The 23,885-nt window shown below is 32.8% G+C and carries 28 protein-coding genes; 10 read left to right on the top strand and 18 right to left on the bottom strand.

Translation table 11 applies throughout. The features are described from left to right. Window positions 1-30: 30 nt before the first annotated feature. From L1276_RS12090 to rplS, 11 genes are all read right to left on the bottom strand, one after another. Entirely contained in the window at window positions 31-972 is a 942-nt protein-coding gene (locus L1276_RS12090; protein ID WP_253788117.1) for an alpha/beta fold hydrolase, read from the bottom strand. Window positions 973-1,058: 86 nt separating this feature from the next. Then, window positions 1,059-1,295: a uroporphyrinogen decarboxylase gene (locus L1276_RS12085; protein ID WP_253788115.1), complete on the bottom strand. Its 237-nt coding sequence runs from the start codon at window positions 1,293-1,295 to the stop codon at window positions 1,059-1,061. A 79-nt stretch (window positions 1,296-1,374) separates the two neighbouring features. Beyond that, window positions 1,375-2,325 carry a 23S rRNA (adenine(1618)-N(6))-methyltransferase RlmF gene (gene rlmF, locus L1276_RS12080; RefSeq protein WP_253788113.1) on the bottom strand — a complete coding sequence of 317 codons (951 nt, stop codon included), beginning with the start codon at window positions 2,323-2,325 and terminating at the stop codon, window positions 1,375-1,377. Window positions 2,326-2,536: 211 nt separating this feature from the next. Beyond that, window positions 2,537-3,199, bottom strand: a complete 663-nt coding sequence (locus L1276_RS12075; RefSeq protein WP_253788111.1) for a thiamine diphosphokinase — start codon at window positions 3,197-3,199, stop codon at window positions 2,537-2,539. A gap of 68 nt (window positions 3,200-3,267) precedes the next feature. Then, entirely contained in the window at window positions 3,268-3,723 is a 456-nt protein-coding gene (locus L1276_RS12070) for a RidA family protein (RefSeq protein ID WP_253788109.1), read from the bottom strand. Window positions 3,724-3,817: 94 nt separating this feature from the next. Further along, on the bottom strand, window positions 3,818-4,267 hold the full coding sequence (locus L1276_RS12065) for a DinB family protein (protein WP_253788107.1): 450 nt from the start codon (window positions 4,265-4,267) through the stop codon (window positions 3,818-3,820). 46 nt (window positions 4,268-4,313) lie between these two features. Beyond that, on the bottom strand, window positions 4,314-4,796 hold the full coding sequence (locus L1276_RS12060) for a GyrI-like domain-containing protein (RefSeq protein ID WP_253788105.1): 483 nt from the start codon (window positions 4,794-4,796) through the stop codon (window positions 4,314-4,316). A gap of 2 nt (window positions 4,797-4,798) precedes the next feature. After that, window positions 4,799-5,620 (bottom strand): DUF4249 domain-containing protein, encoded by an 822-nt coding sequence (locus L1276_RS12055; RefSeq protein ID WP_253788104.1) that lies wholly within the window; start codon window positions 5,618-5,620, stop codon window positions 4,799-4,801. A gap of 31 nt (window positions 5,621-5,651) precedes the next feature. After that, complete coding sequence (locus tag L1276_RS12050; RefSeq protein ID WP_253788102.1) at window positions 5,652-8,033, bottom strand: TonB-dependent receptor; 2,382 nt, start codon at window positions 8,031-8,033, stop codon at window positions 5,652-5,654. Window positions 8,034-8,178: 145 nt separating this feature from the next. Next, window positions 8,179-10,401 (bottom strand): NADP-dependent isocitrate dehydrogenase, encoded by a 2,223-nt coding sequence (locus L1276_RS12045; RefSeq protein ID WP_253788100.1) that lies wholly within the window; start codon window positions 10,399-10,401, stop codon window positions 8,179-8,181. A gap of 282 nt (window positions 10,402-10,683) precedes the next feature. Then, on the bottom strand, window positions 10,684-11,034 hold the full coding sequence (rplS, locus tag L1276_RS12040) for a 50S ribosomal protein L19 (RefSeq protein ID WP_253788098.1): 351 nt from the start codon (window positions 11,032-11,034) through the stop codon (window positions 10,684-10,686). A 278-nt stretch (window positions 11,035-11,312) separates the two neighbouring features. Here rplS and L1276_RS12035 point away from each other — a divergent pair, with 278 nt between their 5' ends. Further along, the gene (locus L1276_RS12035) at window positions 11,313-12,050 is read left to right on the top strand and encodes a hypothetical protein (protein WP_253788096.1); all 738 of its coding nucleotides are present in this window, start codon (window positions 11,313-11,315) and stop codon (window positions 12,048-12,050) included. A 74-nt stretch (window positions 12,051-12,124) separates the two neighbouring features. Here L1276_RS12035 and trmD read toward each other — a convergent pair whose 3' ends face one another. After that, window positions 12,125-12,805, bottom strand: coding sequence for a tRNA (guanosine(37)-N1)-methyltransferase TrmD (gene trmD / locus L1276_RS12030; RefSeq protein ID WP_253788094.1), 681 nt, complete (start codon window positions 12,803-12,805; stop codon window positions 12,125-12,127). Window positions 12,806-13,071: 266 nt separating this feature from the next. On the opposite strand from trmD, the gene L1276_RS12025 reads away from it, so the two are divergent. From L1276_RS12025 to L1276_RS11990, 8 genes are all read left to right on the top strand, one after another. Beyond that, window positions 13,072-13,437, top strand: coding sequence for a hypothetical protein (locus L1276_RS12025; RefSeq protein WP_253788092.1), 366 nt, complete (start codon window positions 13,072-13,074; stop codon window positions 13,435-13,437). Window positions 13,438-13,697: 260 nt separating this feature from the next. Continuing rightward, the gene (locus L1276_RS12020) at window positions 13,698-14,594 is read left to right on the top strand and encodes an archaemetzincin family Zn-dependent metalloprotease (protein WP_253788090.1); all 897 of its coding nucleotides are present in this window, start codon (window positions 13,698-13,700) and stop codon (window positions 14,592-14,594) included. Window positions 14,595-14,622: 28 nt separating this feature from the next. Then, window positions 14,623-15,495 (top strand): TIM barrel protein, encoded by an 873-nt coding sequence (locus tag L1276_RS12015; RefSeq protein ID WP_253788088.1) that lies wholly within the window; start codon window positions 14,623-14,625, stop codon window positions 15,493-15,495. Window positions 15,496-15,544: 49 nt separating this feature from the next. Next, a complete protein-coding gene (locus tag L1276_RS12010) occupies window positions 15,545-15,895 on the top strand; it encodes a cupin domain-containing protein (RefSeq protein WP_253788086.1) in 351 nt (116 codons plus the stop codon). Between the two features lie 141 nt (window positions 15,896-16,036). Then, entirely contained in the window at window positions 16,037-17,179 is a 1,143-nt protein-coding gene (locus L1276_RS12005) for an MFS transporter (RefSeq protein ID WP_253788084.1), read from the top strand. Window position 17,180: 1 nt separating this feature from the next. After that, the gene (locus L1276_RS12000) at window positions 17,181-17,474 is read left to right on the top strand and encodes a hypothetical protein (protein ID WP_253788082.1); all 294 of its coding nucleotides are present in this window, start codon (window positions 17,181-17,183) and stop codon (window positions 17,472-17,474) included. A gap of 46 nt (window positions 17,475-17,520) precedes the next feature. After that, window positions 17,521-18,453, top strand: a complete 933-nt coding sequence (locus L1276_RS11995; protein WP_253788080.1) for a peptidylprolyl isomerase — start codon at window positions 17,521-17,523, stop codon at window positions 18,451-18,453. Between the two features lie 98 nt (window positions 18,454-18,551). Beyond that, a complete protein-coding gene (locus L1276_RS11990) occupies window positions 18,552-18,866 on the top strand; it encodes a cytochrome c (protein WP_253788078.1) in 315 nt (104 codons plus the stop codon). Window positions 18,867-18,974: 108 nt separating this feature from the next. Here the strand turns inward: L1276_RS11990 and L1276_RS11985 are convergent, their stop codons facing one another. From L1276_RS11985 to L1276_RS11975, 3 genes are all read right to left on the bottom strand, one after another. After that, a complete protein-coding gene (locus L1276_RS11985) occupies window positions 18,975-19,370 on the bottom strand; it encodes a GreA/GreB family elongation factor (RefSeq protein ID WP_253788076.1) in 396 nt (131 codons plus the stop codon). A 387-nt stretch (window positions 19,371-19,757) separates the two neighbouring features. Continuing rightward, window positions 19,758-20,312, bottom strand: a complete 555-nt coding sequence (locus L1276_RS11980; protein ID WP_253788075.1) for a thioredoxin family protein — start codon at window positions 20,310-20,312, stop codon at window positions 19,758-19,760. A 188-nt stretch (window positions 20,313-20,500) separates the two neighbouring features. After that, window positions 20,501-21,394 carry an alpha/beta fold hydrolase gene (locus L1276_RS11975; protein WP_253788074.1) on the bottom strand — a complete coding sequence of 298 codons (894 nt, stop codon included), beginning with the start codon at window positions 21,392-21,394 and terminating at the stop codon, window positions 20,501-20,503. 130 nt (window positions 21,395-21,524) lie between these two features. Here L1276_RS11975 and L1276_RS11970 point away from each other — a divergent pair, with 130 nt between their 5' ends. Beyond that, on the top strand, window positions 21,525-21,860 hold the full coding sequence (locus L1276_RS11970) for a tRNA-binding protein (protein ID WP_253788073.1): 336 nt from the start codon (window positions 21,525-21,527) through the stop codon (window positions 21,858-21,860). Window positions 21,861-21,936: 76 nt separating this feature from the next. On the opposite strand, the gene L1276_RS11965 is transcribed toward L1276_RS11970, so the two are convergent. The 3 genes from L1276_RS11965 to L1276_RS11955 all read right to left on the bottom strand — a co-directional run bounded on the left by L1276_RS11965 (window position 21,937) and on the right by L1276_RS11955 (window position 23,862). Then, window positions 21,937-22,482 carry an alpha/beta hydrolase gene (locus L1276_RS11965; RefSeq protein WP_253788072.1) on the bottom strand — a complete coding sequence of 182 codons (546 nt, stop codon included), beginning with the start codon at window positions 22,480-22,482 and terminating at the stop codon, window positions 21,937-21,939. Window positions 22,483-22,499: 17 nt separating this feature from the next. Further along, the gene (locus tag L1276_RS11960) at window positions 22,500-23,330 is read right to left on the bottom strand and encodes an alpha/beta hydrolase (RefSeq protein ID WP_253788071.1); all 831 of its coding nucleotides are present in this window, start codon (window positions 23,328-23,330) and stop codon (window positions 22,500-22,502) included. Window positions 23,331-23,493: 163 nt separating this feature from the next. Continuing rightward, entirely contained in the window at window positions 23,494-23,862 is a 369-nt protein-coding gene (locus L1276_RS11955) for a PUR family DNA/RNA-binding protein (protein ID WP_253788533.1), read from the bottom strand. Between the last annotated feature and the right edge of the window lie 23 nt (window positions 23,863-23,885).

Here is a 23,885-nt window from a genome sequence, read left to right as displayed (position 1 = left end):
TTAGTTTTGTAAAGATACAAAGTTTGGATGCTATTCTAAAAAATTAATAACAGCATCATTTGTAATTTTAGGCTGATCGATTGTTAAAAAATGTCCGGCATCTTTGATGATTTTTGTTTTGCTGTTTGCCAAATATTTTTGTGCACGTTCTAAACTTTCTTCCGAGTTAATAACGTCGTTATCACCAATTAAAACTAAAACCGGATTTTTAATTGATTCTAATTCTTTGTCTGAAAACGGATGCATTTTTAACAAACTCGAATTTGATTTTGCATATTTATTAGCCAAATAAAACTGCCTTTTGTACACTGGACTTATTTTTTCCGGATGAGTTGAAAATGTCGAAAGTGTTTTACTGAATTTCTTTTCACTTGGAAAAAGTTTCAGCATTAAAGCCGAAGTTGTTTTGCCCATTTTATCGATAAATTTGAATGTCTGAGCAGGACTCAATAAAACAATTTTGTCAATTGAATTCGGTTTTTGTGCGGCTAATAAAGTTGCGATCCAACCGCCTCTTGATGCACCAATTATATCAAATTTCTTTAGTTTGTAATAACTGAAAATTTCGTTGTACAAAATTACAATTTCTTCTGAAGAAAGCGGTTTTGCAGTTAAGTGCGACTTATTCGGTTCCATTATAAAATCAATGGCATAAATGCGATGATTTTTAGCTAAAACCTTAATGTTTGGATACCACATTGTGGAGCTGGCGTCCATTCCGTGAAGTAAAACTAAATCCTTTCCGTTTTTAGGTCCGGAAATAATTACGTGTGCCGTTCCAAAACTGGTTTTTACGTTTTCTTCTGTATAAGGAAATCCCCAGAGTTTTAAAGACTTGTCGTAAGCAATTTGATATTTTTGTTCTTCAATTTTAGTTTTAAAAACATAATCTTCAAATTTTGCTTTTTTGGTTGAAGCACAACTTGTGATTAAAAATAACACGATAAATAGGCGAGAATATAGTTTTAACATGGTGATGAAATTCTGTTTTCAACCTTAAAGTTACGATTATCGTAAGTGAAAAATGTATCAGAATTTTGGTTTAAAATATCATAATTTTAAGATTCCTCTTTTTTTGATGTCAAATAATATACCTGTACTAAAGCTAAAATAGCATTTGGAATAATTACGGGTAAAAGCCATTGGTTAAGATCTCTGTAATCATTTAAAAAAATGCCATAGATAACGAAACAAATACAGCCAAACATATTAATGAAGCGGATGGTTCTGAGGTTTTTCAGTAAAAAGCCTCCAACAATAAAAACAGATGCGAGATAACCTATATATTCTGCCATAATCTTGATTTTAAATAGTTTATACTAAATGTAGCAAAACGAAATTATAAAATCAAGGTTTCTATTGGAAATCAGAAGTTTACAGGAACCATTTTTTTTGTTCACCTTCATTTAAAAAGCTCCATGCGACAATACGACTATTTTTTTGTCCTTGCGACATTTCAATTGTTTTAACCGAAACTGCATTCACCTTTTTTAAAGTTTTATAGATAGAGGAAAGATTTTCTTTTTTAGAAACTAACGTCGTAAACCATAAACATTGTGAACCGTATTTTGCACTTTCGTAAATCATTTGGGTTACAAATCCAATTTCACCGCCATTGCACCATAATTCAGCATTTTGACCTCCGAAGTTTAAAACAGGATTTGTGTTTTTCTTTTCCTTCGGATTTAAATTCGAAACTTTTCTTGAAGTACTTTTATTTGCTTCTTCTGCCGATGCATGAAAAGGCGGATTGCACATGGTGAATGTAAATCGGTCTTCTGGAATTATAATGTTTTTGAAAATAAATCGAGGTTCAGTCTGCTGTTGTAGACTAATGGCATCAATTAATCTTGGATTGGCTTCGATAATTTTACTTGCGTTTTCAATTGAACTTTTATAAATGTCTGTTGCAACAAAACTCCAGTTGTAAATTGAATTTGCTAATATCGGATAGATTAAATTTGCACCCGTTCCAATATCCAGTCCCATGACAGAATTACCTTCGGGAATTTGGTTATTGTTTGTTTCTGCTAATAAATCGGCTATATAATGAATATAATCAGCGCGTCCCGGAATTGGCGGACACAGATAATTTTTAGGAATATTCCAATTCTGAATATCGTAATAGGTTTGCAGTAAAGCTTTGTTTAAAGTTTTTACAGCAAGCGGATTACTGAAATCAACGGTTTCGATTCCGTATTTATTTATGGAAATAAAAGCTTTTAATTCAGGACAATTAGTGATCAGAAGTTCAAAATCATATCGCGAACGGTGAAGATTTCTAGGATGTAAATTGTCTTTTTGAGAATTGTTTTCTGCTTTCATTTTTGATTTATTTCTGCGTAAAGATAGATATTCCTTTTTTTAAGAAAGCTCCGAAGGAGCGTAATATTTACAGGGATTTAATTTAGGGGTAATTAAAGCTGCAGCGGAGCGACATTTATATTGTGTGTCACCACGCTGGAGCTTTAATTAGTACAAGATATTTTAAACTATAAATATTCCGTCCCGCATGGACTTTTTATTTTTTTAGCTTTTAATCAAAGCATTCCATTAACAACAAATCTCCGTTTGTATGAGAAATTGATATAAGACCATCTTCTAAAACCGAATTACTGCTTCCGGTTCTGTAACCCATTGTCAGGGTATCATCATTCAATTCATATTTTAAATTGGTTGAATAAATACCATTTACAACGCCAATTGGAATTAAGGAAATTGGAGTTTTTGCAGTATACCATTTTTCGAATTTTGTTGGTAGAAGGAAAATCTTCGAATGATCGTCTAGAATTACGATTTTAAGTAAATCACGGTAACGAACAATATTTGTAAGGTTTGTTATGGTATGATCGGCACGTCTTCCGGTTGCCCAGACTACATTTACGGCAGGGATTTTTCTTTTAACCAAATAATCAAAAGCCTTCTCTAAGTCGGTTTTATCCTGATCTGGCGTGTGGACAATTTCAATAGGATATTGCGAAGTTTTATAAATTTCTGGGTCAAAACCACGGTCAAAATCACCAAGCAGCACATCGACTTTAATCCCTAATTCAACCACTCTTTCCATCGCTGAATCTAGCACGATAACCAACGGAGACCATTCGAGCAATTGTCCTAATAATTCGGGATTACAGGCTGCTCCATTGGCAATTATTAAAGCGGGTTCCTGATCGTCGCGAACTATATGATGTGATGACATGTAGATGTTTTTTAAAATATGTCGCAAATGTACAAAACTTACGGGCTTTGACTTGGAGATCTGCTTATTTAATTGGATTTAAAGGCAACGGCATCAACTTCTATCAACATTTTGTCCAGTGCTAATCTGGGTACAGGAATTAATGTACTTGCGGGAAATGGTTTGTTTTTCCATGTTTTGCTCATTTCTTCTTCCCATATTTTTAGTTTTTCTGAGGAATGGTCTACGATAAGAATTGTAATTTTCATTACATTTTCTGGCTTTAGCTCATAATTATTTAAAATTGTTGTCAGGTTTTTTAAAGCCGTTTGAACTTGTTCTCTAAAGTTTGAACTTAAAATATGTTCTTTGCCAAAACCGCCGCTCTGACCAGAAATATAAACCAGTTCTCCAGATGTTTTTACTGAAGATGCATGACTGAAACCATACGGTGCAGGATCAAATAACGAATCAGGATTTTTGAAAGTTTGTGCTTTTGTTTGTAATGCACAAATGCAGACTAAATAAGCTATTAAATGTTTCATGTTTTAAAAATTAAAATTAAGAGTACAAAGATTTCGTAATTCTAATTTCTAAAACATTTACATATGTTGAGGTTTTACGGTTTTATTATATTTTTTATGGCTGATTCAGCAGTCTTCTATGATAATTTATCTGTCCTAAATGATAGCCTAAATGTGTAGCAAGATGAATCAAAAAGAATCCGGTTGTCATTTCTTTCTCAAAAACTATCTGTGGATAAATTTGTTGTAAATCGGCTTCGGTTAAAATGTCGAGTGCATTATTTACGACCAAAATGGTATCTTCAATTTTCTGGATTAATTCTGATTTCGGAACATCTTTTAGAGAAAATTCTAAAGGACGATTTCTAATATATCCTGTTTTTCCAATTTCGGCTCCTATGTAAGTATTCAGGTTTCCAATTAAATGTAAACAAAGATTACCGCCAGAATTAGAAATATCGTGATTAACTGCCCAAATTTGATTTTCGTTTTCATACGATTCGATTTCGAATTTTAGTTTATTTAAATCCCTGTTGAAAAGTATTTTTAGTGTTTCGATTAACATGTTTTTTTTATCTGAAAGTTAAGAAGAATATTTCACGACTGAAAAATCAATCTCTGTTTTTTATCGGAATCCATATTTCTTCTTCAGAATCCGGATCGTCTTTTTTGTACTTGTGATCCATTACAGCAAAATGGGGTCTGTCATCAACAATATATGCTGATTTTGGAAGCCATTCTGCAAATATGGAATGATACGTTTTGTGTCCTTCTGAAACAGGTCCGTAATGAACAAAAACGGCATAGAGCCCATCAGGAACAATTAAAGTTTCCATTCTTGGCGGAACATGCTCTAAATTTTCAACTTCAACAGCAGCCCATTTTTGAAATGTTTTGGCTGGATCAAAATTATCAAAGTGATCTGGAGAGAAAACTTCTAAAGAATATAAATTATTATCGATAGTATTTTTGATATCCTTTCGTTTAGGCATAAAACTGCTCCATAGCTGAAATGTTTTATTTTCGATAAAAGACATATCAATGTATTTTCCAATGAGTTTTTTCTCAGTCAAAGTTTCAATTCTTGCTTCCATTATTATTGAATTTTGAATTTTTTTGTTTCTTTTTCGCTAAGTGAAAAATAGCCTAACGGATAATTTGTTTTGTCAGTTGTATTAATAATATTTCCTTTTACAGTTGCGGGCGGCGATTGAAAAGGTCCGCCGACATTGCTTCCTGCAATACTCACCAAAATGCTCATGTAATTGTAATATTGTTTTGAAATTCCGTAATGTGTAATTTCAATTTCATCACCGGTCTCAAGTTCATCATCATCTGAAACGCTGAAGAATTCATTTCCCTGAAAGAACTTATCTTCATCAACATAATAGTTTGATGTTATTTTATTGGAGTATAAATATCGGTACAAATAAAAATTATCTTCATCGGCTGGATCGTTATAATAGGCTTTTATTTCTATATCTTTTCCTGTAAAACCTCCTTGGTTATTTTGTTCAATTCTTGTAATGGGAGCAACAGATTTTAATGTTTCGGAGGCAGTATATGCTGTGCCGTTACTTATGATCGTCAGTTTATAAGTTTCATCTATTTCGGGAATAAAATCGTTACAGACATAACGTCCCGTTTTTTGGATTTCATTAAAATTAAATTTTTCATTCTGGCTGTTTGTGATATAAATTACGGCATTTGAAACTGTTGGAATTACATTTTCAAAGTAACCAGTTGTTGTAGTTAATTTTATAAATTGTTGTTTTCCTGTTGTTCCTTTTTCCCAGTTTATGGCAGCTTCAATTACTAATTTGGGAGGAGCGTTATCGAGATCAACATCGACAACATCTTCACAGCTTGTAAAGAAAAACGATGTAAATAAGAAGATGAATATTATTATTTTTTTCATGGGATCTTTATTTTCAGTTAAGAAAAATTGTTTAAAATTTGAAATTATAACTAACCGCCGGCACTATTCCGAAAATCGATAATCGTACCGCTTCATTTAATCCTGTATCAGAATTTTGTCTGAAATTGATAGAGGCTGCGTTGCTTCGGTTGTACAAATTATAAATACTGAAAACCCATTCGCCTTTCCAGTTTCTGTCTTTGTTTTTTCGAGGTGTTAAAGTTGCAGAAACGTCTAAATGATGATAAGCCGGAAGCCTGTTTTCATTTCGCTGGCCATAACTAGGAACTGTAATTCCTAAATACTCATATTGTCCGTTTGGGTACGTAACCGGTTGACCTGACTGTAAAGCAAAATTAGCGCCAAATGACCATTTTTCGTTTAGATTATAAGCCGATGTGATCGCTAAATTATGTGTTTTATCATAAGCAGAACTGTACCATTTTCCATCATTAATTCCAATTTCTTCAGGAGTTCTTCCGGGTGTTTGCTGCTCAGATTTTGATAAGGTGTAAGAAACCCAGCCGTTGAATTTACCAGTGTTTTTCTTAACCATAATTTCCAGACCATATGCACGCATTCTTCCGTTTAAAATCACCTGTTCGATCGCATCATTAGCAATTAAGTCGGCACCATCAATATAGTCTAATCTATTTTGAATTTTCTTGTAATAAGTTTCAACTTCAAGTGAATAATCACCGTCTTTTAAATTTCTGAAATAACCTAAAGCCACCTGATCTGCAATCTGCGGTTTGATGTAATTGTCACTTGGCATCCAAACGTCAAGAGGAGTAGGAGATGAGGTGTTTGAAATTAATTGAAGATATTGCGCCATACGATTGTAACTCGCTTTTACAGATTGATCTTCGTTTAATTGATAAGAAACGGCAAGTCTTGGTTCAAGGTTGTTGTAATCCTGAATTACTTTATTTTTGCCAAAATACTTTGTTGAGGTTGGCGTGCCTTTTTCATAAATCTGCATATCAGAATTGAAAATAACGGGATTATTATCGTCGTAATAATTGATAGTCGAAGAACCCAAACGATAAAACAAACTGTATCGCAAACCATAAGCAATAGTAATTTTTTTAGAAAGCTGATTTTCGGCATCTAAATAAACAGAAGGTTCAAAAGCATATTTTTTATCCAGCTGATCGGGATTAATTCCGGAATCATTTCCGCTTGGTTTGATCGTTCCGGGATTGAATTCGTAGTAAATTCCGTTTAAACCATAATTTAGTTTGAATTTATCTGAAATATAATGTTTGAAATCGTATTTGATATTGTAGTTTTTAATCCCTGAATCCCATTTGAAACCCACGAAATCTAAGTCAAGTCCGTAATAATAATCACTGTAGATTAAAGATAAATTAGAGAACAGTTTATCAGAGTACAAATGATTCCATCTAAGGTTTAAAGTTGAATTTCCGTAAATATTGGTAAAACTTTTATTTAAGCTGAAAACATCACGACCAAAATAGCCAGATAAATATAAGCTGTTATTGTCGTTTAGTTTATAACTGAATTTAGCATTTAAGTCATAAAAATAGGCAGAGTTATCTTTATTTTCTTCGGATAGTTTTAGGAACAAATGCGCATAAGAAGCTCTTCCTCCAATTAAAAAAGAACCTTTGTCTTTTACAATTGGGCCTTCTAAAAGAAGACGGCTTGAGATTAAACCAATTCCACCGTTTACATGAAAATTTTTACTGCTTCCGTCTTTCTGGTAAATTTCTAAAACAGAAGAAGCGCGTCCTCCAAATCGAGCCGGAATGCCTCCTTTATACAATTTTAAATCTTTAATAGCATCTGGATTAAAAACCGAGAAAAACCCGAAAACGTGTGATGAATTAAAAATAGTAGCTTCATCTAATAAAATTAAATTCTGATCAGCACCGCCGCCGCGAACATTAAATCCTGATGCGCCTTCGCCCGCATTTGTAACTCCCGGAAGTAATAAAATAGATTTTAAAACATCGACTTCTCCTAAAACTACCGGCATTTTTTTTATGGTTGAAATTGAGAGTTTGTTTACACTCATTTCGGGAGACTTAATGTTTATTTTGCCTTTATTGTCAGTAATTACAACTTCCTGAAGTTCTTCGCCGCTTTCGCTGATGGCAAAATTATTTTTGGTGTTTTGGTTTAAAACAATCGTCTGCTGAATGGTTTGGTAGCCTACGTAACTTATTTCTATTTGATGTTCACCGCGAGGAACTGTAATAGAATAAAAACCATATTCGTTTGTGGTTGTTCCTATTTTTAAAGCCGGAATGTAAATATTAACACCAATTAAAGTTTCGTTATTTTTAAAATCTTTTATTGTACCGCTTAGTGTAAATTTTTCTTGAGAAAAAGAAGTAAAAGTTGTAAAGATAATAATTAGAAAAAGGCTGAGTTTTTTTGTAATCATTGTACTGGTTTTGATATACATAGATAGTGATTCTTACTAAATATTACAGACGAACTTTTGTTAAACATAAGTTAAGAATAAAAAAAGGACAACCTTGTGAGTTGTCCTTTCGGTATAGTATTGAGACGCACGCTGTGCGTTTAAATTATTTAATTTTAGCAATAATAGCATTGAATGTTTCGCTAGGACGCATAGCTTTGCTTATTAACTCAGGAGTTGGCTGGTAATAACCGCCAATACTTTGAGCTTTTCCTTGTGCATCAATTAATTCTGCATCGATTTTAGCTTCGTTTGCTTCAAATTCAGCAGCAATTGGAGTAAAGATCGCTTTCAATTCTGCATCTTTATTTTGAGCAGCTAAAGCCTGAGCCCAGTAGAATGCAAGGTAAAAGTGAGAACCACGATTGTCAATCTGCCCCACTTTACGAGCCGGAGATTTATCGTTTGCTAAGAATTTATCATTTGCTTCGTCTAGAGTTTCAGCTAAAACAATTGCTTTAGAATTGTCTAAAGTTTGCCCTAAATGCTCTAATGAAGCACCAAGAGCTAAAAATTCTCCTAATGAATCCCAACGTAAATATCCTTCTTCTGTAAATTGCTCAACGTGTTTAGGAGCAGATCCACCAGCACCGGTTTCGAATAATCCGCCACCATTCATTAAAGGAACGATAGATAACATTTTTGCAGAAGTTCCTAATTCTAAAATTGGGAATAAATCTGTAAGGTAATCACGTAAAACGTTTCCTGTTACAGAGATAGTATCTAAACCTTTGATGATTCTGTCTAAAGTAAATTCTGTAGCAGCAACCGGGTTTAAAATACGGATATCTAAGTTTGTAGTATCGTAGTCTTTAAGATATTTTTGAACTTTTACGATTAATTCTCTATCGTGTGCTCTGTTTTCGTCTAACCAGAAAACGGCCGGAGTACTAGATAAACGAGCTCTGTTTACAGCCAATTTAACCCAGTCCTGAATAGGAGCATCTTTTGCCTGGCACATTCTGAAAATATCGTTTGTTTCAACGTTTTGTTCCATTAAAACAGTTCCGTTTGCATCAACAACGCGAACAACACCATCACCTTTTATTTGAAAAGTTTTATCGTGAGATCCGTATTCTTCTGCTTTTTGAGCCATTAATCCAACGTTAGGAACACTTCCCATTGTTTTAGGATCAAAAGCACCGTGTTTTTTACAGAAATCTATAGTTGCTGTGTAAATTCCAGAATAAGAACGATCTGGAATAACTGCAATTGTATCTTGTGCCTTACCTTCTTTGTTCCACATTTGTCCAGAAGTACGAATCATTGCCGGCATAGAAGCATCAACAATAACATCAGAAGGAACGTGTAAGTTTGTAATTCCTTTATCAGAATTAACCATTGCTAAAGCTGGTCCGTTTTCGATAGCTTTAGTAATATCAGCTTCAACTTCAGCCTGCTCAGGTCTTCCTGCAATTTTAGCATAGATATCACCTAAGCCATTTTTAGTATCAACGTTTAATTCTGCAAATAAAGTTTCGTATTTTTTGAAAAGATCAGCAAAATATACTTCAACGATAGCGCCAAAGATAATTGGATCTGAAACTTTCATCATTGTAGCTTTTAAATGCACAGAAAGTAAAACACCTTCTTTTTTAGCTTCGGCAATGGCATCAGCAGCAAAAGATTTTAATTTTTTTACACTTAAAACAGAGCTGTCGATGATTTCTCCAGCTTTAAGCGGCGTGCTTGCTTTTAAAACAGTTGTAGTTCCGTCTTTTGCAACAAATTCGATTTTTACATCGTTTGCTTCGTTTACAGTCAATGATTTTTCACTTCCGTAAAAATCACCTCCAGTCATTGAAGCTACCTTAGTTTTTGAGTCAGCAGACCATGCACCCATTGAGTGTGGATTTGCTTTTGCAAAGTTTTTAACTGCTCTTGGCGCTCTACGATCTGAGTTTCCTTCACGTAAAACAGGGTTTACAGCAGAACCTAATACTTTTGCATATTTTGCTTTAATTTCCTTTTCAGCATCATTTTGAGGATCTTCCGGGAAATTAGGAATGTTGTAACCGTGAGATTGTAATTCAGCAATAGCCGCTTTTAATTGTGGTACAGATGCCGAAATGTTTGGTAACTTGATAATGTTAGCTTCTGGCTGCGTAGCTAATTGACCAAGTTCTGCAAGAGCATCTCCTGTTTTTTGAGCATCTGTTAAAGACTCAGGAAAATTAGATAAAATTCTTCCTGCCAAAGAGATATCTCTAGTTTCAATAGCAATACCAGCAGTAGATGTAAAAGCCTGAACAATAGGTAATAAAGAGTACGTCGCCAATAATGGCGCCTCATCAGTTAAGGTGTAAAAAATTTTTGAATTCTGTGTCATTTTTTTTTTTTTTTATAATCGTGTCGTCAAAGAATGGCGATGTAAAAGGTATATGTCGGCTCAAAACGAGCGGAGCAAATATAATAAAAACAGTCCGAAAACGGTTTAGATTTCCTGATAATTGCTGAAATTATCAGATTGCTAATACGATTTCGTAAAATTGCTAAATCGATGATTTTGATATTAAAAAATTACAGTTTTGATATTGGTTAAAAAAAAGACATAAAAAAAACTCGTTTCAAATAGTATGAAACGAGTTTTTTATAACAGATTGATAAATGATTATCTTCTTTTATCTTTAATCTTAGCTTTTTTACCAGTAAGTTCTCTGAAGTAGAAAATTCTAGCTCTACGAACTGCACCTTTTTTGTTGATTTCGATTTTTTGTAAAGCTGGTAAGTTTACTGGGAAGATACGCTCAACTCCAATAGCTCCAGACATTTTACGAATCGTGAAAGTTTCTGTGTTACCAGAACCTCTTCTTTGAATAACAACTCCTTTAAAAAACTGAGTTCTTGTTTTTTCACCCTCTTTAATTTCGTAGAAAACTGTGATAGTATCTCCAGCTCCAAAAGCAGGGAAATCTTTTTTAGCAACGAATTCGGTTTGAACGAATTTTAATAAATCTGCCATGATAATTTTATTATTATAGTTTAATAGAGTAACATTCACGGATCTCGCCAGAGGTTAGTCTAATTCGGGTGCAAATGTAGAAAATAAATATAAATTATGAATTATAAATTGTAAATTATTTTAAGCCGCTGATAAAAGGGGTATTAGTATGAGTTTTTTAGTCATAATTTTAAGTTTTTTCCTTTTTAAAATCCCCCAAATAAAGTCTTTCTTTTACTTTTAAGAAATAGAAATCTTATATTCGTAATAAACAGAATGCAATTATAGGATAAAATTGAATGGAGAAAAATTATTTGAAACAATATATTGAGTTTTCTAATGCATTTAGAAAATCAAACGACTCAAAAGAAAGTGTAGAAAACATTTATGATCTGCTTTATGAATTGGAGAATGTGGACAAAAGTAAAGAAGATAATTTAGTACTTTCAAACGTATATATTCTTTTAGGGTTTCATAAATCGGCGTATGAAGTTTTTAAAGAAATTGTAGACTTGAGTAACAATAAAGAGGTTTCTAAATTATATGTAATGGAGCAAAAAGCCAAATCACATGGTAATAATTTTAGTATAAAAGATATTAGAAAACTTAAGGAAAAGAAAGAACTGCCTAAGCTGACTTTATCAGATTTTAAAATTTCTAAGGAAGATAATAATAAGTTTGAAATCCCTCAAAAGGAGATTGTAATATTCAATAAAAATGTAAAAGGAAAAATCTCTATATATATTCCTGATTTGGATATTGAAAAATATTCAGATACAATTTTTAAACATATCAACGGGCTTTCAGATTGCAAAAACGAATTAATTAAATTTTACAATCAAAACAATGAATTTACTAATATACAAGCCAATGATTATTGGTATGATACTTTAGATATTTACAGTATTCAAATAACGCTTAATAATTCAGGAGATATTGAAACTTTGATTTCAGTAGGAGACACTTTTTCTCAAGATCATATTTTAGATATCGAACTAACAAACCAAGCGATTGTTTCGATGAATTACGACGGATAGTTTTCAGTCACAGTTATCGGTCACAGTTTTTCAGTTATCAAAATTAAACTGAAAACTGTGACTGTAAACTTTTTCTAATGATCTTCTAATAAATCCGGACGTCTGTTTTTTGTATGTTCGTATGCCTTGTCTTCACGCCATTTTTCAATTTTAGCAAAATGTCCGCTTGTTAAAACTTCAGGGACTTTCCATCCTTTATAATCTGCTGGTCTTGTATATATTGGTCCTGAAAGTAAATTATCCTGAAAACTATCAGTCAAAGCTGAGGTTTCATCACTTAAAACACCAGGGATTAAGCGAATTAATGCGTCAGATAAAACTAAAGCGCCTAATTCTCCGCCAGATAAAACATAATCGCCAATAGAAATTTCTTTGGTAATAAAATGATCTCTTACACGTTGATCAACACCTTTATAATGTCCGCATAAAATGATTATGTTTTCATACATCGACATTTTATTCGCCATTTTTTGGTTTAAAGTTTCACCATCGGGCGACATATAAATAATTTCGTCGTATTCGCGCTGGCTTTTTAAATGTGTAATACAATCATCTATTGGCTGTACCATCATAACCATTCCGGCACCTCCGCCAAACTGATAATCATCTACGCTTTTTTGTTTATTGGTGGTATAATCGCGTAAATTATGAAAATGTACTTCTACTAAACCTTTATCTATAGCACGTTTCATAATCGAAGCCTCAAACGGACTTCTTAATAATTCCGGCAAAATCGTTATAATGTCAATTCGCATTTTTTTCTGTAATTATTCTAGGATGCAAAGATACAAGTTAATAATTGGCATTCTAAAAAACGAAAAGCAAATAATTTGAAACCTTCTTTTAATACATTTTTTGTTATAAAAAACTTTAAAGTTCAATATGTTGTTTTACAGAATGTTAAATGACAATTATATAACATTCGATTATAATTGTGTAAATAAATAAGTATTAATTTCAGGTATTATTACAATGCTTAATTATATAAAAAACAAGTAATACAGACCCAAAAACTAACTTTATGAAAAAGATACTACTAATGACCGTTATGTTTGTTCTTCTTGTTTCTTGCTCCAGTACTAAAAATTCGATGGAAGTTGCGATAGGAGAATCAAAATCAAAACTAATTAAAACATGGGGATCACCTGTCAGAACCTTAGCTGACAATGAGAATGGTGAAATCCTGGTATATGCAGATCAGGTTTTTACTAACATGGAGCATTCTGATGGTTCAAAAATAGCAGGACAAAATTATTGGAACTACAATTATGTATATATAAATAAAGATGGGAAAGTGACTTCAACAAGAAAAGAGAAACAGAATTATCCTCCACAGGCAATAGATTCCCAAAAGATTCACGGAATGAATTTGTTGACAGCCAAATAAATGTAGTCTCTACGGAACAAATTCATACTAGGATTGATTTTTTTTTCTTGAATGGCAAGAAGGATATGGAGCATTTTCATATAGCAAATCTCAATTAAATGCCGTTATAATTATATTGAGAATCAAGAACAGCGTCATGAAAAGAAAATTTAGAGAAGAGTACATGAATTTTCTTGAAAAATTTGAAGTCGATTATGACGAAAAGTTTATTTTTAAGGAATTAATTTAAAATTGCTTTTTAAATAGATTCAAAGAAATAAATGAAAAAAATAACCATCTTCCTTCTTCTATTATTTTGCGCTTGTAACAAACAGAAAGATTCAGATAATAAATCCCAGCCCAAGCCCAAAGATCCGTATTTCAAAAGTATTGAAATTAATGATGTTAAACTAGGAAAACCTGCTTATGGAGATTGGTTGTTTTCGCATAAAGAAAATGGGCAGACTTTTGAACAATATGAAAAATCTAAACATATTGTTCCAACAAAGGAGTCGAATATTATTTATATACGACCTATCGGAAATTTTACTGTATTGCAAAAAAAACAGATAGAATTATTAAATGAATATCTGGAAATTTACTTTCAATTAAAAACAAAAACTTTAGAAGCAATTTCAAATAATGTCGTTCCCAAATCGGCTAGAAGAATGCTTTATGAAAATCATGAACAATTTCTGGCAGGCTATCTTTTGGACAGCATTTTAAAGAAAGAAAAACCTCTAAACAGAATTGCCTTAATGGGACTTTCTGAAGTCGATTTATACCCGAAACCAGAATGGAATTATGTTTTTGGATTGGCGTCTTATCGGGATAAAGTGGGAGTAAGTTCTATTTACAGACTGCAGGATGGAGAATTGACTTCTGAGAATTTTAATCTCTGTTTATCCCGATTACTTAAAATTAGTTCTCATGAAATTGGACATATGTTTGGTTTACATCATTGTACAAATGCAAATTGCGTTATGAATGGAACCAATAGTATGAGCGAAACTGACAGACATTCGATACGATTATGTTCTGTTTGTCAGCAAAAATTAAGTTCATGTATTAAGTATGATAATAAGAACAGACTGACCAATTTAGAAAATTATTTTAAAAGAAATAATTTAACTGAAGAATATCTGGATATGAAAAAAGATTTAGATATTATTCATTGATCAAGCCACATTTTGAATTATAATTAAGATGATCACAAGAAGAAATTTTTTAATTCATACCAGCCTTGCTGCGACAGCAGTTTTGGCTTTACCCTCATTAGCATTTTCTATGAAAAAGAAAGAAATAGGTTTGCAGTTGTACACATTGCGCGAAGAACTTCCAAAAAATGTAAATACGACTTTAGAAAAAGTGGCCGCTTCAGGATATACGAATGTAGAAACGTATGGTTTTTCGATTAAAGATCAGTTTTGGGGATTGTCTTCAATTGAATTAAAAAAGATTTTAGATGAAAATAATTTAAAAGCAGTAAGCGGACATTATAATTTAGGAAGTTTTTTATATGATGGAAATACAACTGAACTCATAGCTTCAATTGAAGCAGCAAAGATTCTTAAAAGTGAATTTTTAACTGTTCCGTGGGTTGATGAACCTTTTAGAAAAAATATTGATGATTATAAAAAAATTGCTTCACGATTAAATCAGGCCTCAAAAATGTGTGCAGATGCGGGTTTAAAATTAGCCTATCATAATCATGATTTCGAGTTTCAAAAACATGACGGCATCACGGGTTATGAGATTTTATTGAATGAAACAGATAAAAAACTAGTTTACTTTGAATTAGATTTGTATTGGGTAATTTTCTCAGGATATGATCCGCTGCAATTATTCAAAGCAAATCCCGGACGTTTCAAAATGTGGCACGTCAAGGATATGGATAAAAAAAATCAGACGCTGAATACAGAAGTCGGATCTGGATTAATTGATTTTAAGCCTTTCTTTAAAGAAGCAAAACAATCCGGACTCGTTCATTTTTTTGTAGAACAGGAAAATAATTTTGCAGTAAATTCATTTCAGTCTATTAAAGCAAGTGCTGATTTTATTTCAAAACAATTGATTTAAAGATAATCATCAAAATGTCTTATTTTTGTAAAAATCAATTTTGAAAGTTATGTCGGATATAGGAACAAGCAAAGAGTTTATAAAAGGAGACGAAATAGAGTGGGAAGTAGTAGGAGAAGGAATCAAACGCAAAATTCTGGCTTTTGATGACAGAGTTATGCTTGTAAATGTACATTTTGAAACCGGAGGAATTGGTGTTTTGCACGAACATTATCATACACAAGTTACGTATGTGGCAAGCGGAAAATTTGATGTAACGATAAACGGCGTAACGGAAACTTTAAAAGAAGGCGATAGTTTTTACATTCCGCCCCACGCAATTCATGGAGTTGTATGCTTAGAAAGTGGTATGCTTACAGATGTTTTTGGCCCGGCAAGAGAAGATTTTCTCAAACCTTAAAAATTTTAAATCAAGAGAATTATCATTTAAAAACCTCGATCTGATCTTAAATTTATAAATTTTATAATTATTTTAAAGTTTTGATTAAGATTAGATCGGTATTTTTGCAAAATGAATTTATCTAAAACCAACGTCCTGTTTATGGCAGTTTGCACTGGTCTTATAGTTGCAAATCTTTATTACTGCCAGCCTTTAATTGTTTTAATTGCCAACGAATTTAAAATTCCGGAAGCCAGCGCCGGAACCATCACATATTTAACTCAGGCCGGATACGCTATTGGTTTGTTTTTTATGGTGCCGCTTGGCGATAAATTAGAACGAAAAAAACAGATATTAATTACCACTTTTGCTTCAGTTATTGCTTTGCTTATTGCTGCAACGGCCAAGAGTTTTCTTATTTTACAAATTGCTTCTTTGTTAATTGGAATAACCTCGATAGTGCCACAGCTTATTTTGCCTTTGGCTGCTTCATTAAGTACGCCTGAACAAAGAGGAAAAGTTATTGGAACCATCATGAGCGGTTTATTAGTCGGAATTTTACTTTCCAGAACCTTAAGTGGTTTTATAGGGCAGGTTTTGGGCTGGAGATCGATGTTTTTTATTGCGGCCGGAATTTGTCTCTTAATCTTTTTTGTCATTCAAAGTAAATTTCCAGTTAATAAACCTCAGTTTAAAGGAACTTACGGCCAATTAATTCAATCCTTATTTACTCTTATAAAAACACAGCCGGTTCTGCGCGAAGCAACGGCAATCAACGTATTCAGTTTTGCTCAGTTTGGAGCGTTCTGGACTACAATGGTTTTATTGCTTTCAGGAGAGCCGTTTCATTTTAATAGCGCCACAATTGGTTTATTTGGAATTGTAGGTGCATCTGGAGCTTTAGCCGCGCCTTTAGTTGGAAGAATTGGTGATAAAGGAAATTCCAGAATTGCAGTAGGATATGGTTGTTTATTGATATTGATAAGCTTCTTGGTTTTCTATTTTGCTATAGAAAGCGTAATTGGAATTGCAATTGGAATTGTATTTATCGACATTGGAATTCAGGGTGTTCATATTTCAAATCAAACACGAGTTTATTCATTATTGCCAGAAGCCAGAAACAGACTAAATACAGTATTTATGTCGTTTAGCTTTTTAGGAACTGCTGCAGGATCTGCTTACGGATTATTATTGTGGAAACTGGGTGGATGGCATGCTGTTACAATAGGATGTGTCATTTTATCGTTATTATCATTAGTTGTTTACGGATTGACTTATAAAACTAAGTCTAAAAAACAAGTTTAAAATGAAAAAAACGGCAGTTTTTGCAGGCTTATTTTTGATTATAGGTTGTCAAAAGACACTTTCTGATGAAGAAATAAAAAAATATGTCTGGAAATGCGGAATTCCATGCGGATTAAGTGATATAATCGTTTTTGATGAGAACACAATTCTAAGAAACGATACGATATTCTTAAAAAGAAGACCGTATGGTAAAATTGTAAAACGGACAAACAATTTTGATGAGGATACGAAAATATCAGTTATTAATCTTGAAAATTTAGTAATTAAGGATACTTGTATTTTTCACGCAAAATGATAGAGAATTAATTTGTAAATTTGCGTTCAATTAAAAAATAACAACAATGGAAAACGGAATATACGCTAAATTCAACACAAGCAAAGGTTCGATTTTAGTAAAACTTACACACGATTTGACACCTGGAACTGTAGGGAACTTTGTTGCTCTTGCAGAAGGAAATATGGAAAATAAAGTAAAACCTCAAGGACAAAAATTCTATGACGGATTAAACTTTCATAGAGTAATTCCTGATTTTATGATTCAGGGTGGATGTCCTAAAGGAACTGGAACTGGAGATCCTGGTTATAAATTTGATGACGAATTTGTATCAAGTTTAAAACACGATCGTCCGGGAGTTTTATCTATGGCTAACTCTGGTCCTGGTAGTAATGGTTCTCAATTTTTCATTACACACGTTCCAACTCCTTGGTTAGACGGAAAACATAGTGTTTTTGGTTACGTTGTAGAAGGACAAGATATTGTTGATGCAGTAGCTCAAGGAGATGCTTTAGAAACTTTAGAGATTATCAGAGTAGGTGAAGAAGCTCAAAAATGGAATGCAATTGAAGCTTTTGTTGGTTTAAAAGGGGCACGTCTAAAACGTGAAGCAGCTTTAAAAGCAGAATCTGAAGCGAAAATGGAACAATTAGCGGCTGGTTTTGATAAAACAGAAAGCGGTTTACGTTACAAAATGATTCAAAAAGGTGAAGGTAAAAGAGCTGAAGCTGGAAAAACAGTTTCTGTTCACTACGAAGGATCGTTAGAAAACGGAAAAGTTTTTGACTCATCTTACCCACGCAAAAAACCAATCGAATTTAAATTAGGAGTTGGACAAGTTATCGAAGGATGGGACGAAGGTATTGCTTTATTACAAGTTGGAGACAAAGCTCGTTTTGTAATTCCTTCTGATTTAGGATACGGACCAGCTGGAGCTGGAGGAGTTATTCCGCCAAATGCAACATTGATTTTTGACGTTGAGTTAATGGACGTGAAATAAGAATATATAAGACAATTTAAAATTGTTTTAAACTAGAATCCCATTCGGTTATCGAATGGGATTTTTTTATTTTTACTTAAAAACGAAACAAAAACAAGATGAAATTAAGAATAGTAAGTATCACTTTTTCGGTATTATTTTTAGCCGCGTGCAGCTCAACAAAATCAACTGCTGTTGCTTCTGCAGTTACGACGCCCGCAGCAGAAACAGTAGCATCTGTTGAATTAACGCCAGAATTAGCAGAAGGTAAAAATTTGTACGAAAACAGTTGTGTAAGATGTCATAAACTATATGAGCCAACTAAATTTAGTAAAGAAGAATGGCAGCCCATTTTGGTTCGCATGCAGAAGAAAGCAAAGCTTGACGATATAAAAATGGCTTCGATAACAAATTATCTTCATTCGCAATTGTAATTTGTATTTCAAAAAAAACAAAAAACCTGTTCAATAAAGTATTGGACAGGTTTTTTGTTTTCAATTAGATATAAAAAAACACCTTCACAGAATGAGGTGTTTAAAAAGTTATGAATGATGTACAGCCGTATTATCTACCGCAATTATTTTTAAAGTTTTTATGCCGGCCGGCAGTTCCCAATCAACTTCATCATTTTCTTTAAAACCAATAATAGCTACACTTAAAGGTGCCAGAATTGAAATTTTAGATTGTTTTACATCTGCTGCTGATGGTAAAACGATTTGAATTTTCATTTGTTTTTTTGCGTTTACATCTTCAATTGTTACTAGAGAATTGATCCTGATAACTGAATTGTCCAGTTCGCTCTCTTTACTTATTACAGCACGGTCTAATTCTTGTGAAAGCTGATTTGCTTCTTTAGTATTTGTTGAATTTTTACTTTTTAAAATCAATTCTCTTAAAAATTGATAATCTGATTTACAGAAAGTGGGTGTTGGTTTCATATCTATATTGAATTTATTGTTTTATTTTTTGAATGATTTTTCTTCTTTTATGCTTTTTAAAACAAGTTATTTGGTAACCTGCTTTTTAAAGCAGGAAAATACTTAAAATGGTTAATTTGAAAAACAAAAAAATATCTGACCAAAATTCATTTTGTCAAATAAATAAATGTTTAAATTGATGTAAATCCTCCGCCTGAAAGAAGAAATGAAATAGACGGAGGCCTAATTGATAAAGGCCTTACTATGCGAAATAAATACAGCAGAAAGCGGTCTTCTTCTAAAAGAAAACTGCAAAGCAGAAACTGTAAATATTGTTATAGTGCTCACAATGAGGAATGTTAATTTGATTTACAAAGATAGGTAAAGTTTTTTAAATGCTGGCAATCTTTATTTCCATTTGATATTACAGCCAATACTTGGTTTCTGAATTTCATTTAAAGTTCGATTATAAATCAAGGCATCAATAGCATTTCTTAAGTCAGTTCCGCTTAACGGAATTCCGTTTCCGGGCCTTGAATCATCTAATTGTCCTCTGTAAAACAAGCGATCCTGATTGTCGAATAAATAAAAATCAGGCGTACAGGCAGCGTCATAAGCTTTGGCCGTTTCCTGAGTTTCATCAAACAAATATGGAAAATCAATTTTATGTTCTAAAGCAAAATCAGTCATTAATTCTGGACTATCTTCGGGATATTTTACAATATCATTGCTTGAGACAGCAATTACGCCAAGTCCCTGAACACGATAATCATTGGCAATCATAACGATTTCATTGATTACATGAAGCACAAACGGACAATGATTGCACATAAAAATAACAAGAGTTCCTTTTGATCCTTTTAAATCCTCAAACGAATACATGTTATTCGAATTTGTATCCGGTAGATTAAATTCTGGAGCAATTGTTCCAAGCGAAATCATATTTGAAGAAGTTCGTGCCATTTTTATTGAATATTAATTCTCAAAAATAGCTTTAAAATTCTGTAAAAAAAAGAGCACAAGAAAAAATGTTATTTTTCTGAATGGAGTAATTTTTTTAAACAGAGATTGAACAGATTTAATAATTTTAAATAAAATTTAATCTAAAAAAAAATCACTTAAATCTGTTCAATCTTTGGCTAAATTTATTTTTATGAATTTAAAAATTCAAGTAAGTCTTTATTTAATTTATCTTTTTCGGTATAGAATAAGCCGTGCGGCGCACCTTCGTAAACAATGAAAGTATTGTTTTGAATTGCTTTTGCTGTTTTTTCGGAGCTGACTTCAATAGGAACATTTTTATCATCGTCTCCGTGAATTATTAAAGTCGGAACCTTAATCGTATGAAGTTCATCTCTAAAATCAGTAGTATTTAATGACTCTCCGCATTGCAATGTTGCTCTTGGAGAAGCTGCAGAACATAAATTTCGGTAATACTCCAACAAAGGAGTGCTTAATGGTTTATTAATAATATTTACTCCAAAAAAGGTTTTACCAAAATTATCTAAAAAGCCAATTCTGTCTTCGTGTATTGAAGCTGCAGTTGCTTCCGTTTTTTCTTTTGGACGTCCTTCGGGATTATCTTCGGTTTTTAATAAAAATGGAATAATAGACGAAATTAAAGCTGCTTTGACTACACCTTTTCCCTGATGTCTGCTAAAGTAACGAACTACTTCGCCGCCTCCCATTGAGAAACCTACCAAAGTCACATTTTCTAATTGAAGTTGTTCTATAATTTCACTTAAATCATCAGTTAAAGTATCATAATCGTATCCATCCCAAGGCTGAGAGGATTTACCAAAACCACGGCGGTCATAAGCAATTACGCGGTAATTATTTTTAACCAAAAAATCAATTTGATATTCCCACATTTCATTAGAAAGCGGCCATCCGTGAATTAAAATAACCGGTTTTCCTTTTCCGTAATCTTTTACATAAAGCTTTACATTTTTGGCCGTTTCAATATATTTATCCGTATTTAATTGTTGTATATCAAAATCTAAATCTCTAAGAGTTGGATTGGCATTTATTACACTATTTTCCATTGTTTATATTTTTTACTAATTAGTTACTCGTATATATGTAGTAAAATTAATGGTAGTATGAAAAAACAGGTTATAGAATTAGTTGTATTACTTACAAAATTTATAGGTTTGTAAATAAACAATTTTAAAAATGGATTTAACCTGGAATGAATTTGAAAGAACAGATATGCGCGTAGGAACAATTATTGAAGTAAATGATTTTCCTGAAGCCAGAAAACCTGCTTTTCAGCTCACAATAGATTTTGGTGTCGAAATTGGTATTAGAAAATCATCTGCACAAATTACAAAACGATACAAAAAAGAAGATTTGGTAAACAGACAAATCGTTGCTGTTGTAAATTTTCCTAAAAAGCAAATTGGAAAATTTATGAGTGAATGTCTGGTTCTAGGCGCTGTAGGCGAGGAGGGGGATGTTATTTTATTGGCTCCCGATTTTAAAATAGCAAATGGACTGCGTATAGGATAGTTTGCAGCCGCAGTTTTCAGTCTCAGTCACAGTGATCAGCATATTAAAAACTGAAAACTGTGACTGAGAGTGTATGCTAAGAAACTTTCTCAATCAACTTCTGCAATATCAACTGACCTTCTTCCCAATATCTTAAATCAGAATCAGAGTTAATGTGGCCAAGTTCGCCAACATTTACAAAATCACTTCCCCATTTTTCTGCAAAATATTGTTTTCTTTCAAATAAAGCGTACGGATCATTTTCGCTGGCCACAACTATTGAAGGGAAAGGCAATTTATAGAGCGGCATTGGAGAAAAATTTCTAATAATATCCGGAGTATGTTCAGGTGAATCAACATCGGCAGGAGCTACTAATAAAGCGCCAATAATATTTTTATTTGAATTGGTTTCTGCCCAATGTAAAACTAATGAAACAGCCAGGCTGTGCGCCACTAAAATAGTTGGTTTTTCGAGTTTTACAACGGCTTCGTTTAGACGTGAAATCCAGTCTTCTCGAACAGGCTCATCCCAATTGTCCTGAATTAAACGAATTGAGTTTTTGAATTTTTCATGCCAAAAGGTCTGCCAGTGTTTCTCTCCGGAATTTCCTAATCCCGGTAAAATTAAAAGTTGTGTTTCCATTGCCGTGGAATTATATGTTATTTTTTAGTTTGTTTCTCTTTTAAAATTCGGTTGACTTCGTTTACCAATAAAGGAAAAGCAGGTTCAGTCATGCCGTGGCCGTAGCCGTCTAATTCATACAGTTTTGTTTGTGTATGCCCCACTAATTTCATCATTCTGGCCATATAAGCGTTTTCTTCATATCGGCCTAACATTTCTAATTCGCGGTCTCCTGTAATCAATAAAAGCGGCGGAGCATCTGCGCGAACGTGGTATAAAGGTGCAAAAGCATCAATTGTAGGCTGTTTTTCCGGAATTCCGTTTTCTTGTCTAATTTCAAAGTGTGTGATACATTGTCCGCTGAACGGGATAAGACCGGCAATTCTATTCGCATCAATCCCTTCTTTTTGAAGATATTTTTTATCCAAACCAATCATCATTCCCAAATATCCACCTGCCGAATGTCCTGAAACAAATATTGATGAAGGGTCACCTCCATAATGAGTAATATTGTTAAATGCCCAGCTTACTGCAGCCGCGGCATCTTCAATCGCTTTTGCTGCTTTTACTTTCGGCGAAAGCCTGTAATTAACTCCAATAATGGCAAAACCTTTATTTTTTAAAGCTTCCGGAATCTCTTTATCACCGCCTGTTAATCCTCCTCCATGAAACCAAACAATAGTAGCAAAGCCTTTTGTGTTTTTTGGATAATAAATGTCCAGAACACATCTTTCGTTAATATAATTGTCAGCTTTGTTGGTTGCTGTATTATGATATTGAATGTTTGATTTTGTTTCGTATTCTGAATTTTGAGAAAATGAAGAGATTCCAATAAATAAGAAACAAAGTAAAAGTGTTATTTTTTTCATTTTAAATAGTTTATTGCTTTTAATAATCTCAAATTTTAAAATCCAAATCTCAAAAATTCCAAAAAACCTAAAAAATTAAAATTGAGAATTTAAATGTATAAAAAAAGTCCAAAATGCTGGACACATTGGACTTGTACTTTCTTTAAAAAAAAGTTATATCAGACTAAATATCGTCAAAATCAATATCAGTAAAGCTTGTTCTGTGTGTTTCAGCTTTATCAGAACCGTATTCTTTTTTGAAATCTTTTTGATGTCTTTCAGAGATTACTTCTTCGCCTTTGTGGTTTAAAACGTACGAAGTCATTTCTTCTAATATTTCAGCAAAAGCACTAAAATCTTCTTTGTATAAATAAATTTTGTGTTTCTTAAAATGAAAAGAACCATCTTCTTCAGTAAATTTTTTGCTTTCGGTAATCGTGATATAATAATCGTCAGCTTTAGTAGCTCTCACATCAAAGAAATAAGTTCTTCTTCCTGCTCGTAATACTTTAGAAAAAATCTCTTCTTTTTCTAACATGTCATTTTCTCTCATAATACGTTCTATCATTTTTGGAA

Source organism: Flavobacterium sp. HSC-32F16 (assembly GCF_024171645.1).
Lineage (GTDB): Bacteria > Bacteroidota > Bacteroidia > Flavobacteriales > Flavobacteriaceae > Flavobacterium.
This window is presented reverse-complemented; position numbering and strand designations above follow the sequence as displayed.